Source organism: Neobacillus vireti, from assembly GCF_036962345.1.
Taxonomy (GTDB): Bacteria; Bacillota; Bacilli; order Bacillales; family Cytobacillaceae; genus Neobacillus; species Neobacillus vireti_A.
Map to the genome: position 1 here is coordinate 62,688 of NZ_JBALNB010000017.1, position 16,532 is coordinate 79,219.

The 16,532-nt window shown below is 37.3% G+C and carries 14 protein-coding genes; 4 read left to right on the forward strand and 10 right to left on the reverse strand.

The window, feature by feature from the left end; translation table 11 throughout:
- Window positions 1-103: 103 nt before the first annotated feature.
- Together V7108_RS20065 and V7108_RS20070 are read right to left on the reverse strand one after the other, a co-directional pair.
- Window positions 104-850 (reverse strand): hypothetical protein, encoded by a 747-nt coding sequence (locus V7108_RS20065; RefSeq protein WP_335569200.1) that lies wholly within the window; start codon window positions 848-850, stop codon window positions 104-106.
- Entirely contained in the window at window positions 837-1,904 is a 1,068-nt protein-coding gene (locus V7108_RS20070; protein WP_335569201.1) for a hypothetical protein, read from the reverse strand. The genes V7108_RS20065 and V7108_RS20070 overlap by 14 nt, the downstream gene beginning before the upstream one ends.
- A gap of 712 nt (window positions 1,905-2,616) precedes the next feature.
- Between V7108_RS20070 and V7108_RS20075 the strand changes: the two genes are divergently transcribed.
- Window positions 2,617-3,090, forward strand: coding sequence for a GNAT family N-acetyltransferase (locus tag V7108_RS20075; RefSeq protein WP_335569202.1), 474 nt, complete (start codon window positions 2,617-2,619; stop codon window positions 3,088-3,090).
- A 107-nt stretch (window positions 3,091-3,197) separates the two neighbouring features.
- On the opposite strand, the gene V7108_RS20080 is transcribed toward V7108_RS20075, so the two are convergent.
- On the reverse strand, window positions 3,198-3,320 hold the full coding sequence (locus V7108_RS20080; RefSeq protein WP_335569203.1) for a hypothetical protein: 123 nt from the start codon (window positions 3,318-3,320) through the stop codon (window positions 3,198-3,200).
- Window positions 3,321-3,815: 495 nt separating this feature from the next.
- Between V7108_RS20080 and V7108_RS20085 the strand changes: the two genes are divergently transcribed.
- Both V7108_RS20085 and V7108_RS20090 read left to right on the forward strand, forming a co-directional pair.
- A complete protein-coding gene (locus V7108_RS20085) occupies window positions 3,816-5,279 on the forward strand; it encodes a S8 family serine peptidase (RefSeq protein ID WP_335569204.1) in 1,464 nt (487 codons plus the stop codon).
- 884 nt (window positions 5,280-6,163) lie between these two features.
- Window positions 6,164-6,631, forward strand: coding sequence for a VOC family protein (locus V7108_RS20090; RefSeq protein WP_335569205.1), 468 nt, complete (start codon window positions 6,164-6,166; stop codon window positions 6,629-6,631).
- A gap of 424 nt (window positions 6,632-7,055) precedes the next feature.
- Here the strand turns inward: V7108_RS20090 and V7108_RS20095 are convergent, their stop codons facing one another.
- The 4 genes from V7108_RS20095 to V7108_RS20110 form a co-directional block, all read right to left on the reverse strand.
- A complete protein-coding gene (locus V7108_RS20095) occupies window positions 7,056-9,200 on the reverse strand; it encodes a sensor domain-containing protein (RefSeq protein ID WP_335569206.1) in 2,145 nt (714 codons plus the stop codon).
- Between the two features lie 442 nt (window positions 9,201-9,642).
- Window positions 9,643-10,158, reverse strand: a complete 516-nt coding sequence (locus V7108_RS20100) for a type 1 glutamine amidotransferase domain-containing protein (RefSeq protein WP_335569207.1) — start codon at window positions 10,156-10,158, stop codon at window positions 9,643-9,645.
- Window positions 10,159-10,197: 39 nt separating this feature from the next.
- A complete protein-coding gene (locus V7108_RS20105; RefSeq protein WP_335569208.1) occupies window positions 10,198-10,497 on the reverse strand; it encodes an MTH1187 family thiamine-binding protein in 300 nt (99 codons plus the stop codon).
- Window positions 10,498-10,556: 59 nt separating this feature from the next.
- The gene (locus V7108_RS20110; protein WP_335569209.1) at window positions 10,557-10,994 is read right to left on the reverse strand and encodes a CBS domain-containing protein; all 438 of its coding nucleotides are present in this window, start codon (window positions 10,992-10,994) and stop codon (window positions 10,557-10,559) included.
- 1,013 nt (window positions 10,995-12,007) lie between these two features.
- On the opposite strand from V7108_RS20110, the gene V7108_RS20115 reads away from it, so the two are divergent.
- Window positions 12,008-12,217 carry a hypothetical protein gene (locus V7108_RS20115; RefSeq protein WP_335569210.1) on the forward strand — a complete coding sequence of 70 codons (210 nt, stop codon included), beginning with the start codon at window positions 12,008-12,010 and terminating at the stop codon, window positions 12,215-12,217.
- 29 nt (window positions 12,218-12,246) lie between these two features.
- Here V7108_RS20115 and V7108_RS20120 read toward each other — a convergent pair whose 3' ends face one another.
- The 3 genes from V7108_RS20120 to V7108_RS20130 all read right to left on the reverse strand — a co-directional run bounded on the left by V7108_RS20120 (window position 12,247) and on the right by V7108_RS20130 (window position 15,539).
- Entirely contained in the window at window positions 12,247-13,488 is a 1,242-nt protein-coding gene (locus V7108_RS20120; RefSeq protein ID WP_335569211.1) for a helix-turn-helix transcriptional regulator, read from the reverse strand.
- 109 nt (window positions 13,489-13,597) lie between these two features.
- Window positions 13,598-14,554, reverse strand: a complete 957-nt coding sequence (locus tag V7108_RS20125; protein WP_335569212.1) for a hypothetical protein — start codon at window positions 14,552-14,554, stop codon at window positions 13,598-13,600.
- A 91-nt stretch (window positions 14,555-14,645) separates the two neighbouring features.
- A complete protein-coding gene (locus tag V7108_RS20130; protein ID WP_335569213.1) occupies window positions 14,646-15,539 on the reverse strand; it encodes a hypothetical protein in 894 nt (297 codons plus the stop codon).
- Between the last annotated feature and the right edge of the window lie 993 nt (window positions 15,540-16,532).

Genomic DNA, 16,532 nt, shown 5'->3' on the forward strand with positions numbered 1-16,532 from the left:
CTCACGGTTTTTAATTGGTCTGTTCCGACCACCAGAACCGTCCCCATGGTCTACCCATGGTCTATAAACAATGAAAAAAAAGAAGGCATCGCTGCCCTCCCATTTACTTCATTATAAAATACAAAACCATCAATAAAACCGAGACTCCCTGCCCAAGTGCCAGACCAATCAGCCACTTTTTAAACATCTTATCTTTCCGTTCTCCACTTTTTACATTCAGCTTCCACTGTTCTTCCCATTTGTCCTGGATGTCTCTTTTGCCTTTCAGCACCTGCTGCGTCAACTGATCGATTTCTTCCCTGTTTCTACTTTCGACAGCTGCAATCTCTTTTAAAATCATATCTAACCGTTCACTCACCACTTCATATTTCACATTCAAGGCGGAAGCCTGCTCGCTCATCGCTTCCGTCAGCTGCCTTACAGCCGTCATCAACCTTTCTGATTCCCCTGCGATAAAGGCTTGGTCATCCGGCTGCAATCCTTTGGCCTCGGCTAAAAGCTTTTCAGTCTTCTCTAGAGACTCCTGATATTGCTGGTGCCAAAAGGAAATTCTCTTTTCCAGTACGAGGTTATTCTCATCAAAACGTTCCATCCGGTTATCAAATAACTCAATCTGCTGGTTCAAGACCCCTTCTTTTAGGTGCTCGCTGACTTGTACAGGGAACTGCTCCATCCTTTTTTGCAGGTGTTCAATCGTTTCATGGACTTCACCATTCAATTCTGCAATGTTTTCTTCCCTGTCTTTTATCAGCTGCTTAAGCTCATCATAGAAAAGTTCATTATTTATTTTCTTAAGTGATTGAATCGCCTCAGTATATTTCTCATCCATTGTAGAACTATTCATTTTCAAAAATCCTCTCCGCTTGCTTTAGAATTATTTGACAATAATGGTGATACACCCAACGTTCCTCATCCGAGGCATTCTCCGCGAACAGCTTCTCCTGCCAGCCAGATACGGCCTTCACAAACTCTTCTTTTAAAAGATCATCCAGCAGTTGGGGCCGCAGCGAATCTTGTACCCATTCCTGCTTTGCATTACTCAATCTATCTTGAAGCTCTATCATCTGAGCTTCCTTTTTCCTCTTCTTTTCCTGCAGCTCTAATATGTTTTCATTTGCTGACCGTTGTTGCTCATTCGCAAGAGTTTGAAGGCGGGTGATTTCGGCTGTGCTATCCTGCACAAACTGATTCACCTGGCTTTCATAATAGTCATACACCATTGCGTTATTTCGTTCTAAGGTATCCAGCACAATTTGATAATCCTCTTCAAAATTCCCTGGTTTTATATATTGATCAAGTCCACGGCCATGTTTCAAGGATAGAACCGTTCGTGGCGGCTTGGTGTTAAAATCAAACTTTGCGGTGGATGGAAGATTTTCCATGCTGTGTGTCAATACCAGCCAGATGCTGGATAACTGCCTTTGGTAAAAATCAAGTATATCCATCTCAACATTTTGATAGCTTTCCATCAACCTGGATATTTTCCGTTCCTTGAAGACCACTTGATCTTTTTTATCAAAGTTGAATTCGTGATGCAAATAACACGTAAATTTCTCTAGTTGAATCCCGTCCAAACTCTTTTGTTTCTCCTCATAAACAGCAAGTTCGTTATGTAAATCATCAAGAGTTGACGCTAAATTCTCTAGGTCCCGCTGATCCTTATCGATACTATCCTTGATTGATAGCATCTCCTTCTCCATCTGTTCGAGGTCGAGACTTTTCTGCTTCCATAAGCTATGCTCGAGATTTCGAATCTGAATCAGTTGATCTTCAAGTGTCTCCCCCGTGGTGAACGTATATTTTTGACCATCAACCAGCAGAACAGTTTCATGGAAACGAGCAATCGCTTCATACATCCATTGGTCCTTCTCTTCTTCCAATCTAGTAAGCAAATCGGCAATCATGTACTCTTCACCTTCAAGTCAAGTGTCCGGAACTCCCCTGCCATCACGCTCATTCTGTTATTTAGATTCCCTGTTGAAAAATCACAACTTCCATTTACCATCTACTTCACCCCATGGGACTATATTCTTCCATTTTACTATAATACCAGTCAGACTTCGACAATTCACCACATATTTCCTGCCTATCAAATGGCTGTACCTTCCCTAGTCAGAATCCTAAAAAAATTTTTAGAAATAAAACCCTGTCTATGAAAACATGTTTTTTAATTTTAAAAAATAACATGTCCTCTTGATCCTAAGAAACAGAAACCCCAGGTAGCTCGCACTTACCTAATATTACCATTTATTATAACATTAGACATTAATCCCTATTTATCTACAATTACCATTTTGTTAATATATGTAATTATTAGAGTTGATTTCCGATGACGGCACCCCGCTATCCGAGAGTATATTCCTCCATTCGAGAGTATTTCTCGCTATCCGCCAGTATTTCTCCCCATCCGCCAGTAATTCTGGCTATCCGCCAGTATTTCTCGCTATCCGCCAGTATTTCTCGCTATCCGCCAGTATTTCTTGCCCATCCGCCAGTCTTCAATAAGTTTGGGCACAATTCAAATTATGTCGGGTAGTGAGGATGATAAGAAAGGTTATTTTCATCAAAAGGAGAATTTATTTAAGGATAGTAAAAACATGATTAGAGGGAAATTACATGATTACATTAAAAGAAATAAATAAACAAAATTGGTTAGACATTGTGCGACTTAGTAGTGCGGAAGATCAAAGAAACAAAATATTCGAGAAAACAATTGCCTCAAACAGTTTATCCTTAGCCCAAGCCAGTATTGAAGAGAATTGGACAGTAAAAGCCATTTATCAAGATGAAACTCCAGTCGGTTTTACCATGTATGGATATTCAGAGGAACTTTCTGGCTTTGAAATTTGCAGAATCATGATTGATTACAAATACCAAGGGAATGGGTATGGGAAGCAAGCATTAAACTTAGTCATAAAGGAAATGGTAAATCTATTTAAGTGTGACGAAATATATATAACCTTTGTTCCCGATAATGAAAAAGCAAAACAACTATATTTATCTGTTGGTTTTAAGGATACTGGCAGAGTCATAAAGGCTGGTGAAGATGAGTTAATCTATTCTATGTATTGTAAAAATCATATTTCTTGATTCTATATCCCCCTACAAATAACCACTCTTCCTAAAGGGTTATCTTTGTGCTCTGTCCTATGAAATGCCCTTTAACTAACATTATTTACTTCTTCCAATATCCTAAATTACCAATCCTTTCTTCTTACTAAAAACATTGTAATGGATTTCGTAATAGATTTTATCCCCTCAGCCCCCTGTTGATAACGAATAACCGCTTCTATTTTTTTCTCATTATTAAATTTAGACATATAAAAAACTGCACCTCCGATTGTTAGCTGTGTGTCTAACAATTCGGGTGCAGTTCACGGCGAGGGTGGTCTTCTTTGTTTTCTAAAATACTATTCCGAAAGAAATATGCAAGTGTAATCTCACTGATGCATACAATCAGTAGGAACAAAAATTTAATTCCATTTTCTAAATCCTTCTATTGTTTTACCCCTTATCATTTCCCCATTTATTAAAACTACTACTATCTATATTCTAGTAATCCCATCAATAATACTTCGTCAATATTCGCTGCTTTTCTTTTTTAACTAATCGATTTATTAAATGTAGTGCAAGAGGAGATCCATCTATTTCGAAATAAAGATAGCTCATTAGCCGGAAGTACAGGCATTTGTATTGCATTTTGTCGGAACATTCCCATTTTTTAGGTTTGTATTTCGACAAATATATTTAAGAGCTTGTAATAGAATGTAATTCTACGTGTATCACATACAATTACATATAATGGGAGGATTTAAATGAAGAAGAAACTAGCTGCACTATCTATTTGTTCTGCACTATCATTTTCACTACTAGTCGGGGTACAACCGTACAAAGCAAAGGCTGCACCGGAGCTGGAACATTATATTGTAGCGTATAAGGGGAAACTGCCATCCAATTTCTCTGAGAGAATTGAAAAATCAGGAGGGAAAGTAGAACGAATCATAGAGGAAGTTGGCATTGTTGAAGTTGCATCCGCTAATCCTACTTTCCTTACCAATGTAAAAAAAGATTCAAACATACAAACGGCAGGTAGAGAACTTGAAGCATATTTAGAAACAGACCCAGATACCAAAGTCAATTTCACCCCAGGAACTCCTAATGGACAAAAAGTTACTTTAGATGCAAACGCAGACAGCTATTGGGATAAACAATGGGACATGCACCGTCTTACTAACGATGGGAAATCTTATGATCTAAATGATGGAAATAAAGATACTGTAGTTGCAGTAATCGATACAGGTATTGACTTTAGCCATCCGGATTTAAAGGCAAATGCAGATGAGGCTGGATCAAAAACATTTGTTCCAGGAACTACTGATGCTTGGGACAAAAATGGCCACGGTACACATGTAGCTGGTTCGATTGCTGCTAACGGCAAAGTAAAGGGTGTTGGTCCAGATTTAACTGTCAGAGCTTATCGTGTTTTTGGAGCAACCGGAGGAGCACAGCAATCATGGATTACCGATGCCATTGTAGCAGCAGCAAACGATGGCGTGGAAGTTATTAATATGTCCATTGGCGGCTGGCGCTGGATGGCTCATAACCTAGAAGAGAAAGGTGATTCCGCTTCTATGGTTGCCTATCACCGTGCCGTTCAATATGCGATTCAAAAAGGGGTAACAGTAGTCGTATCTTCTGGTAACGACTCAAGAGATCTAAACAATTTACATGATATGCAAGCTTATTGGAAGACTACCTACGGCTTGGACATTAAGGGTCCATCTCGTGTGGTTCCAGCACAAATTCCTGGGGTAATTACGGTTTCTTCATCAAATCAATGGTCAACTGGAAATATTGCCTTCTACTCAAATTACGGTAATGCCATTGATGTTGCTGGTCCTGGCGGTGATAATGGTCCATTATACGATAGTCTTTACCGTCAAGATCCAGCAGGGGACTTTTTAAATAAACGTGATTTTACGTATCGCACATTATCTACTTATCCTACTTATGAAGTAGGTGGGGGAAATAATGCTACAACGCAATTTAGCGATGGAAAATGGCATGGGTACTCTTATTTGCATGGTACATCCATGGCAGCACCGAAAGTAGCTGGAGTAGCTGGAGTCATTAAAGCCGCTCATCCTGAGTATAACCCTGCACAAGTAGCAGCAGCCATCAGACAAAGTGCCATTGATTTTGGCAAAGTTGGTGTAGATCCACTTTATGGGTCAGGCGAAGCGAATATTTTTAACTTCTTGTCAAAGGATAAGAAGTAATTAGTAGAACCACTGAGTTTAATCTCAGTGGTTCTTTTAAAATTAAAAAGGAATGCGTTTCTTGGGTGATACCTTTATGAAACAAGAATATTCAGGGAGTGACACTCATCTTTTCTTTCGATTCCCACTTACAAAGTTTTAAGGACCATGGGAAGGACCATGGGGACGGTTCTGGTGGATCAAAAAGCCACCAGAACCGTCCCTATGGCTTTCCCTATGGCTTTCCGATCATCACAATCTTGTTGTTGCTGTAACAAGCAGGATATTCTTACTCCCCAAAGCTAAAAAGATTTCAACCCAGCAAGGTGCTGGGTCATAGAACAATTTTTTCTAAAGGGAGCAAATATTTAGACGACCTTGACTATAGGTTTGTTTCAAAAATGTGGTAATTTATTTTCTATTGATTCTTTTGGGGGCTTTTTTCACTACTACAAAAAGGACCTTTGATCGATACGATCAAAGGCCAAAGATGAACTTAGTGGTCTAGGCTAAGTCCGTTTTAGGAGGTCTAAACTCAGAAGAATTTAAACTTGATATTATAGTAGCACGTCATGAATAAATATTCAATATACTAAATATTTATGCAAACGCTATCATTAACTTATTTTTTCGAAATATCCCCAAATTTTGAATAGACACACAGTTCTTGACAACATTCTATCATCTAACCGCAAATTCATCACCAAATTTTTTTCTTTTGGCAAAGTAAAAAATGACAGGATAACTTCCGTTTTCTACATTAAGATTTGACCTCATTACGTGATGACCGTTTTGGTGAACCCAATACGCTAGTTTCTACATCTAAAGTCGTAGAGAATTTACAGCTATTTTATGAATTAATTAAGATATGATGTTGGTATGATTAATGCAAGGAGGTTTTGTTTATGATTAAGGGCCTGTATGAAGCACACTTACCTGTGAAAAATTTAGAAACATCGATTGGATTTTACAAAAAATTAGGTTTGAAGGAAGCTTGGCGTGATGAAGACACCGCCTTCTTTTGGATAGAAGAAGGTACAAGTTGGTTGGGATTGTGGGAAGGCGATACGTTCCAAACACCCTACCACCCTTCTTTAAGGCATATAGCTTTTCGAGTTACATATCCGGATTTAAAAGAATCTTTAAAATGGCTTGAATCCATCCAAGTTGAAGCCGTTCCCTTTGGAAGAAGAACATCGGTTGAACCTTTCGTAAGACCCAATCAAGGCAATGCATCGATATACTTTGAGGACCCTGATGGGAATAGTTTAGAGTTGATGTGTTATGTCGATGTTCCAAATGAACTAAAACATATTACCGAAAAGTTGTCATTTGAAGAGTGGGAGAATTTAGTTAAACGAATGCAGAATTAATAGGACATGGATTTTCCATAGCTATGATTGTATTTTTTAAATTAATTAAGTGGAAGAAAGAGTAAAGGCACAACTAGTAGAGATCCCTAGTTGTGCCTTTTAAAAAAAACCACCCCCATGGTCAAAAAAAAGAGATACAAATCCTACATGATTTGTATCCCCAATTATCCTTTCTTTCTCTCAATCAAATCTTCTAGTCTATCTTTATTGTCGATAAATTCATTAAGCTTCTTAAGAGTGAGATTATTCCTCCCAATCCCAATTTCCTTGTAAATCAATAGATTGGAGGATGAAAGTTACTCAATCTCTTCTCTAAAAAAAACAGGTGCCGGGCATAATATATTGCTCGGCACCTGTTTTTTTTAAATCATTATACACTAAACGTAGATGTCCATCCCTACGTTTAAGTTTCTAATACCACCAATTAAAAAGCCATAAGATCCGCTTCTTTCGTATTAGGTGGTTCTATTTTTCCATCTTTTAAGAGCACAGCGAGCTCATCTGCTGGGACTGGTTTGGAAATTAAATATCCTTGTATATTGTTGCAGTTATACTCTTTTAATATTTCTAGTTGTTCGATTGTCTCGACACCTTCAGCAACCACATCCATTTCTAGATGTTGTGCTAATTCGATAATCGTTTTTGTAAAAAAGTTAGAGCCATCCTCGTTGGTTCGGCTTAACTCGTTAATAAAGGACTGATCGATTTTTAAGGTATCAATCTTCCCTTTAAATCTTTTAAGGGAGGAAAGGGATGAATAGCCTGTACCAAAATCATCCATGAAAATTTTAATTCCGATCTTCCTTAATTCATCTAAAATCGAGAAAACCACCTTCTCATTTTCTAGAAGAGATGTTTCCACGATTTCTACTTGAAGATACTTGGGATCAAGTTTCGTTTTTGCTAATATATCTCTAATATTTTCGAGTAAATCCTTCTGTAAGAAACGATGAGCCGAGAGATTGATGGATATAGGAATGGCCGGTAAACCGGCATCCTGCCATGCCTTATTTTGGGTGCATGCTGTTTCCTTCACCCATTTCCCTATTTCAATGACCATTCCTGTTTCTTCTGCTATCGGAATAAATTCACCAGGGGAGACAATTCCCCATTCCGGGTGATTCCAACGAATAAGTGCCTCTGCACCAATAATCTCATGCGTGACCGCAGAAATTTGGGGCTGATAATATAACTCCAATTGATTCAAATCCAATGCTTTCCTGAGGTCGGACTCCAATGCAAATAATTTATAAGCTTCTTTATTCATGGAAGAGGTAAAGATGTGATACGTATTCTTCCCTTTTGCTTTCGCTTTATAAAGAGCCGAATCGGCATGCTTAATAAGAGTTTCAGCGTCTTCTCCATCATCAGGGAAGGTACTGATTCCAATGCTTGCCGTAATGAATAGTTCATATTCCTCAATATGAAAGGGTTCTTCTAATGATTCAATGATGGTTTTGGCATACTCGACAACCTGGTTTGTATTTCCTGTGTTTGGTAATAAAACAACAAATTCATCGCCGCCTAACCGTGCTAGAACATCATCATCTCTAAGACACATTTTTAATCTTTCCGAAACCTCTTTGAGTAATTTATCCCCTATGGAATGACCTAATGTATCATTCACATACTTGAAACGATCCAAGTCTAAAAACATAACGGATAACTTTTGTTGCAATCTTTTACTTGTGATTAACGCTTGTTCCAATTTTTTATTCAATAACCTTTGGTTGGGGAGTTCGGTTAAAAAATCGTGATAGGCTAAATATTCATTTAAATCTTCCGCCTCTTTACGTTCTGTTACATCTTGAAGTGACCCTACTATATATGGCTTATTTTCGAGATAAATCTTTGCTGCATGCGACTCAATATGCAAGACACTGCCATTTTTCCTAATTATTCTGTATGCATGGGTAATACCATTGCTGCTATTCATTAGCACTTCACCGAGTGAATCAACATTAGGTAAATCTTCTGGATGAACATAATCCCGAAAATTCACTTCCGTTCTACTATCCGTTATTCCTACTATTTCATAAAATTTCTTATTTCCATATGAGACTTTCCCATCCTCTTGTACGATATAAACGCCAAAAAGAGCTTCTTCTACAATACTAGTAAATTTCAATTCAGACTCAGCCAACTGGATTGCAGACTTCTTAATAGTTGTAATATCCTTTGCAATGACAAAAATGCCGATCACTTTGTTTTCGGATATGGCAGGCATCATATTTAGACTAATATCAATGGCACTTCCATTTTTATGTAAGAAGGTTGTGTATGTATATTGTGTTTCTCCGGCAACGACCTTTTTTAAAAGTTCTTTATAAATTGAAGTTTCATTTGATGGTAGTAATTGTTCTAATGGGCTTAATTGGATTTCCTCGTGTGTATATCCAAGGGTTTCTGAAAATGCCCCATTCGCTTTTGCAATGATTCCATAAATATCTAAAAAGAAGACCATATCAGGGTTATACTTAAATAGTGAACGATAAAACAGATCAGAATCTACTATTTCATTCTTGTTAGAGCAAACATTTAGCGAATCTTCAATTGAAGTGTTAACCATCATCCTACCCCTTTATATCATTTGATACGATTAACCGATAAAAGTGATTTTTTCTAATTTTGAATTTAATTCCACATACTACTATAGCACGAACTCCCTATACTTCTGTGATTTAATTCCCAATTATTTCTTACCAGTTTTTTTTAAGTTTCACCAATTTCACTTTACATCTGGCCTGTTTTGAAAGGACCGGAATGATTGTTTTTGTTACTGAAACAGAAAGTATCAAGATTAAAAATCTACTTTTAAATTGGAAAAAGCCGATACTTTTTTAAATTATCGACTTTTTCCTGGATGTTGCTGGGCTTTAAAGGTGTTAGCTTTAGTTTAGTGGGGGTCTGACTCTTATTCATTTTTCAATCAAATAGGCTACTCCATTTTCATTATTGGATAATGCATGGAACGGAGCCAACCTCTTTTAATTCCGATCCATCCCTACCTATTATCCTACTATTCGCAGGGACTCTTGCACAAAGGCAGGCAGGTCATCCGGCTGTCTGCTTGTGACCAGTTGGTTCTGACAAACGACCACTTCCTTGTCGTGTAAATTAGCGCCAGCATTTTCTAAATCTACATGAATGGATTTATAGCCTGTTACATCACGCCCTTCAAGTGTTTTAGCTGTAATCAGCAGCTGAGGTCCGTGGCAAATGGCTAATACTGGTTTTTTTGCATCCATAAATGCTTTTGCGAAAGTGACAAAACGCTCGTCCGCACGAAGATTGTCCGGTGAAAATCCTCCTGGAATGAAGAGAGCGTCAAATTCCTCAGGGGAGACATCATCAATGCTTTCATCAATAACGACTTGGCTCTTTCCCTGCTTTCCTTTCACGGTTTTTCCCTTTTCCATTTCGATTGCGATTACCTCATGCCCCTTTTCCTTAAAGGCCTGTACAGGCTCGGCATATTCGGAATCCTCAAAATCATTCGTTACTAAAACAGCAATTTTTTTACTCATTATTACAACTCCTTATCTAAAACGTACCGTTCTCTTCATCTAATCCAATTGATCTTCAACCTTGTCAATTTGCTGCTCCATATCCATTTGTTTATCTGTACGATGGTCAATTGTAATAGTGGTAACGATTCGTTCCGGACCCACATCGAGTGCAGTTTGGTGCATTTCTTTGGCCACTTCCCACAAATCGTCGATATCGCCTTCTAAAACAGTTGCCGTAGGTGTCACCTCATACTTTAAATCTTTTTCCTCAATGATCTGTACTGCATCGATCACTTGTGAACTAATACTTGTGGAATCTGTACCAACTGGAACTATACTAATCTCTAATAATGGCATTTCTTTGCACCCCTTTGTCATTTTTTAAAAAGCATTAGTATCGGAAAACACCGGACTTTCTAATTAGCTTGTGAATTCTTAGGTTTGGCAGGATTCGAAATATCTTTAAGGGCTTGTCCTGCTTCGTCACTCGATTGATTATTTACAGCTAAATCACCAAGGGAGACGATTCCAACCAATTTGTCCTCTTCTACAATGGGAAGGCGACGAATTTGGTGCTGCGACATGACTTTAGCAGCTTCTTCCACTGACATTTCTTTGCTCCCTTTTACAACATCATCGGTTACTAATGCAGAAATCTTGGATTCAGCCGATAAATCCTGGGCCAATCCGTTAATGACTAAATCTCGGTCGGTTACGATTCCTACTAATTTTTCATTATCACAAATTGGAATGACCCCTACATCAAGTTCCTTCATTTTTAAAGCTACTTCTTTAAAAGTACTTTCAGGCTTACAGCAATCAACATTGGCAGTCATTACTTCAGCTACGTTCATGTTCATTCCTCCTTTATGATTTCTCATTTTATGTACTACCCGCCACATCATATTCTAAACGTGTTTTCTGAAATTCATCTTCGCAATCAAACAAGGCAATTTAACTGCTAATTCATGCTATTTGCTAGTAAACTAGGGTCTCAGTAGCTAGAAAGCACCCTTTGAAAAAGTATTGTATGAATGATCAAAAGTTATTGAAGTAATTGCAACCATTCTCTTATAATTGGAAGTATATTCCTAATATTAAATACCCTATAAGGGAACAACATGGCGGAGTTTACTTTTGAAAAACTAATTATTCCTTATACAATGATGAGTCCATGGCCTGAAAATCAATGTATCTCGCAAAATTGATATTTAGAAATGAAAATAAACTAGTGTGCCTTTCAGAAAATGAGGAGATAGTTCGAACAGAAACTCTAACAGTGGAAGTCTCGTTCCCCATGGGTGAGTATATCGGTTAGGAAGAGGGAGAAAAAATATGGATTAAAACGTTATTTGGTTTATAGGCGGAATATTAATCGTTAGCAAAGTAATTGATAGCATTCTATTAAAAAGTGAAATTGCACGTTTAAACGTAACGTTAGATAAAATTGCAAAACAAATTGGTGTAACGGATGGAGCTTCAGAAAACATTGAGGCAGAATTAAGAAGTCTTCTTAGGGAAGGTAAAAAAATTCAAGCTGTAAAAAGATATAGAATGGCCACTGGACTTGGTTTAAAAGAATCCAAGGAATATATTGACTCCTTACTTAAAAATAAGTAAATATCAGAAAATGGCTCAGTATCGTGAGCCATTTCTTTTTATTTGAGTTGTTGGTAAACTTCGAATTTATCAATGGAAATTATTCAGCTGCAGCTACGAAACAAGGTATCAACCTCGGTAAAATACCAGAAGCAACCAGGACTCCATTTAGCTACTTAACAATTTTTCTTTAATTGAGATCATAGCAACTTATTATGCTGCTCATATATTTTACAATGAAGCTACCAATTAAAAGGGAGATGATTTTATGGGCAGCTGGAATAGGGATCAGCAAGTGTGTGCTTCCTGCCGCTATTGGTCAGGCAAAAGGGAAATTGATTTTACTGGTTCTCATTTTTACGCAAATGAACCTGCTGCATCGTGCCAAAAGCCATTCGGGCCCTTTCGAGGAGTTGAAATGGGTGAAGGTTCATATTGTCCAAAATGGGAAACGTATGATAACAGCAATAACTATTAAACTCGGAAACGACCACTACCTTTGGTCATTTATTTTACATTTGCAGGCTCAAAGTATATTTGATACATTTGCGAAATATCCTCTTTCACTTTTTCGCGAAGCTCCTTTGGCTCTATAACTTCAACATATTGCCCTTGCTGGAGGACCCACAAGTTTATCCCGGCTAATCCTCTTACTTCAAGGCGGACTTCAAACCACTCACTGTTAGTAGTAGGCGCAATGGAAGCTAAAGGGAATTGCCTCTTCAAATAGGGAAGGTTGGATTCCTTTACTCTCAGCCTAACCTTTTGCAGGTCCCCACTATGCATAAAAAATGCCTGCTGCAGAAATTCACCAACATTCGCATCTGATGAAGACAATGAAAATTTTTGATTCGTAATCTTACAGTCTTCAATTCTATCCATTTGCCAAAGAGAAGGATTACCATCCTCATACCCTCTCCTTCGAGCAATCAAGTAAAATTTACGATCATGGTATGAAATCGTTAAAGGTACTACTTCACGTATATTCGTTTGGCCTGCATTATTGGTATAGGCAAATTTTAAAATACGCTTCTGAGAAATCGCCTGAAAACACATGTAGAACAGTTCGAAAAGATTTTGCTCCTGTACTGGGTGATAGTGAAACAGGTAACTTTGGAAGAACTCCCTCAATTTAATCTGTTCTGACTTAGAAAAAAGATCAATTATTTTATCTGAAAGACCTTTCATCTCCTCTTTATTTAAAGCGCGAGAACCATATAGAAAAATAAGAACAAATAAAGCATCATCAATGGTGAAATAATCACCTTTTGCACTTAACTCATATCCCTTTTTCCCTCGAACATATTCTACTTCTTTATTGCTATGGGCAAAAAATTCATTTATTGCTTTAATATCACGTTGTATCATGGTTCGCGAAATGCCAAACACTTTAATAGAGTTTTCCATTTCAATCGTTTCATTTCTTTGGAGCCTTTTAAGTATTTCCAATACTCGTTGTTGAGCGTTAAAGCGTTTGGATTTAGCTTTGGTTTTCTTCCTTCCCTTTGCTTCCAATATACTGTCAGTAAAGGAAAAATCCATGTTGGCCATTTCATACCTAGTCCAATCTTGCCCCTCTAGCAAACCAACTGCATCATCCCAGGAATAAACCTTATCAGAAATCTGGGCCTCCCCATCTGGCCCCTTAACCTCAAGCCAATACTCCCCCTTTCTCCGGACCGAATCAACAAAAAGAGTAACCAGTTCACCATCCTTCTTAAAACCATAAACTCTTGATGCTTCTAACATTAACGCTCCTCCTTTGGTACAAACGGTGCCTGTCACCGTAGGTACTGTAGAACAACTTATTATGTATTTCTAATATATAAAGGGAGAATAACTCCTCCCTTATTTCTATTTATTGAATGGAGCACTGTACTTCCTTCTTATATAATCGGTTAAATAAATCCTTTCGTCCCAATGCTAAAGTGACACAACAAAAAATAATATTTTGGTCCGCTGTATTTTTAGTTACGATTAACGAGAGATTCTTACTTATATCATACTTATATCCAGAAGGATTCCTCTCAGGATACACCTTCCTATTTTCACCATAATATTCTTCAAACTGTTCTAAATCAGAAAAACCATAGTCTCTTAGTTTGTTAAAAGGAATACATATTTTTACTTTTGTACTATTCTTAAATAAATCATTGAAGTAAAGACCTTCTAAATCCTTTTTGATCCAATTATTAATTGTTGAGAGCAACATCCTTGCATCAGATGGGCTTTTGATAGCTAACTGGATTCTTTCCTGATAGCCAACAATTGGGTACAATAAATTGAAATTCATAATAAAGTTATAATCATAACTAATTCTATTAAACTCAATGTTTTCTCGTAACATAAGGCTGGTTAAATAATTATTAAATGCAACTCTATATGGCTCAGCGAGTTCAGTTCGTTTGAAAATCCGATGATTTCGAGCAAAACATGAACCTGACTTAGTGAAAGGTTTGTAATAGGTACAAAAGTTCCTTACTTCCTCTCCTTCTTTCAATATGATTGAGTTCGCAATTAAATACTCCAATATTCTTTCGCTGCTTGGATTGGCTTTATCAAGTTCTCCCTTTAAGACAAAGTACAAATCAAACTCATCATTGAATTCTCTGGCTTCATTAATGACTGGTGCACTCTCCAGCCACTGTTGAAAGCTAGTAGCCTCCAGCTTATTTCGCTCATTAGGAATCAAAAAACGATAATGATGGGTAATCTCCTGCGCAAGAATTATCAACAGACCATTACGACAAGCTTCCTCCTTAACATCTTTTAACTTAACTACCTTCTCTAAGAATCCCTCTAATATGCCTAACATAAAACCCCTCCCTTTCGGTGCCTGTCACCGAAGGTAGTGTAGAACAACACAATAAGTAGCTATAAACCATTTAATCAACAATGATAGGGGTTCAATCCTTTAAGTAACTGTAAATAAGTCTTGTAATTAGTCGGACTTCATCTAGGGCTAAGCCGCCACCGAATGCAAATCCTTGTGTGTTGATTACTACTGTTTTATTTCCTTCATAGGTAAACACACCAGACAACCCTTTAACTTGTCTTCCTATTCTAAAAGGTTTAAGCGTTAAGTCAAATTCCCTTTTAAAGAAGTTATAAAATGAATCTTGGTAACCTGTATAGTTACCGGTACAAAAGATGAGCTTCTTTGGATATCTTTTTAGCAGGTCAGCAAAAATTTCCTCACGTCGATCTCTGATTGCTGCTATTGCTTGATTCTCTGGCAACTCTCCGAGACCGAATACATTAGCATAATCTTTGTGATTGAATAAATCAGCATACGGCCAGGTGCCATTTCTTCTTGGAAGAGGCTGATAATGGGATAGGGCTGCTTTCCAGTTAGATGATGGATTATATTCATAGATTTCGCCAAAGGTATGCTGGATCTTCGCAGAATAACGATCAGTACCTAATGAGTTAAACCATTGATCAATGTTTCTATTACTCTTTTTTTCGAGTGCTTCCTCTAAAGCCAATAGAATTCGAGATGGATAGTTCACCACAAATGGAACACCTCCCCCATCCATTTGCTGTAATCCTGCATCAGCCATTAGGGAACGTTTAATTTCCCCTGCCTCTTCAGCGGAGGAATGCCAATATCCGTTTAATCGGTTCGTTTTATCCAACCAATATTCTTCGTTTTTTCCAAAATGGCGAATTCTCGCATCAAGCTCCTGTTTTAGAAAATCATTATTCGCACCTTCATGCTTACTCCAAACAAGCATGTCTGCATTTCGAAAGTCTCCGTACCCTAAAAATGAATTTAATGTATTGATATTGATATCCAATCGTTTCACCCTTTCAAAAATATCATCATAATTATCCCACTTTTTACATATTTTACATAGATTATTTTCGAGACTTTATTACTAGTCTGAGAGCATATCTTGCATGGGATTTATAACTAGTGTATAACAACACAACGACTTATTAGGTTGTTGTACTTAAAATGTACAGATACTATAGAAAATGCCCTTCCCTTATAATACTTGGCGTAATGACAATCATATTGGAATCGGTTTTTAATATATAAAAAGGTTAAACTGGCCATTGTACAATCGGCGGGCTTCTTTATTTACAAGCAAAAGTATAATAAGCGGAGATTTTCCGGTTAGTTACAGAATGGAGCTCTTTTCGGGGTCAAGAAGGGGAGAATTTCCGGTTATGCAAAGCACAATCCCTCATTTTCACGTTTTTCGAGTTAATAGGCGGAATCTCTCCGTCAATTTAAGCCATTTTTAATAGTAATCACTTATTAAGCGAAATTTCTCCGTCTATTTATCAGCTCGGTTATTAACCTTATCCTCCACCTGATAAGTCCGGACCCTCTTGATCCTAGCTGAGGGATTCTGCAGCTAAAGATCAATAAGATTGGGACTCAAAACAGCACTACAAATGACAAAAGTTGTGTACCTCTTTTTAAAAGCACAATACTGTGACCGTCAAATATAATGACACAGTTTTTACTCATTTAAGTGACACAATTAATCGGAAGTTAGATTAAAAACCTTTGTGGAACACAATGATATTAAAAGCTATTTAAGGCAGTATGTTTTATTAATATAAAAAGAGCCGAAATATACAAGTAGTGTAAAAAACTTGCATAATTTAGACTCTTTTAGCTATTTTTTCCACTAAAGCACCCTATAGATTAAGTGCATCACTACACAATACTGATTTTTTCTCTTTATATATTCAAATAAATTACAATACCTCCCCAAAAATCCGGGGCAACTGATTTGGTTAGTTAATTTCTAACTAATCTTCGATATACCGAATTA

Coding starts and splice junctions, on each gene's coding strand:
- V7108_RS20070 (WP_335569201.1), bottom strand. CDS start 1,904: ATGATTGCCGATTTGCTTACTAGATTGGAAGAAGAGAAGGACCAATGG.
- V7108_RS20075 (WP_335569202.1), top strand. CDS start 2,617: ATGATTACATTAAAAGAAATAAATAAACAAAATTGGTTAGACATTGTG.
- V7108_RS20080 (WP_335569203.1), bottom strand. CDS start 3,320: ATGTCTAAATTTAATAATGAGAAAAAAATAGAAGCGGTTATTCGTTAT.
- V7108_RS20085 (WP_335569204.1), top strand. CDS start 3,816: ATGAAGAAGAAACTAGCTGCACTATCTATTTGTTCTGCACTATCATTT.
- V7108_RS20090 (WP_335569205.1), top strand. CDS start 6,164: ATGATTAAGGGCCTGTATGAAGCACACTTACCTGTGAAAAATTTAGAA.
- V7108_RS20095 (WP_335569206.1), bottom strand. CDS start 9,200: ATGGTTAACACTTCAATTGAAGATTCGCTAAATGTTTGCTCTAACAAG.
- V7108_RS20100 (WP_335569207.1), bottom strand. CDS start 10,158: ATGAGTAAAAAAATTGCTGTTTTAGTAACGAATGATTTTGAGGATTCC.
- V7108_RS20105 (WP_335569208.1), bottom strand. CDS start 10,497: ATGCCATTATTAGAGATTAGTATAGTTCCAGTTGGTACAGATTCCACA.
- V7108_RS20110 (WP_335569209.1), bottom strand. CDS start 10,994: ATGAACGTAGCTGAAGTAATGACTGCCAATGTTGATTGCTGTAAGCCT.
- V7108_RS20115 (WP_335569210.1), top strand. CDS start 12,008: ATGGGCAGCTGGAATAGGGATCAGCAAGTGTGTGCTTCCTGCCGCTAT.
- V7108_RS20120 (WP_335569211.1), bottom strand. CDS start 13,488: ATGTTAGAAGCATCAAGAGTTTATGGTTTTAAGAAGGATGGTGAACTG.
- V7108_RS20125 (WP_335569212.1), bottom strand. CDS start 14,554: ATGTTAGGCATATTAGAGGGATTCTTAGAGAAGGTAGTTAAGTTAAAA.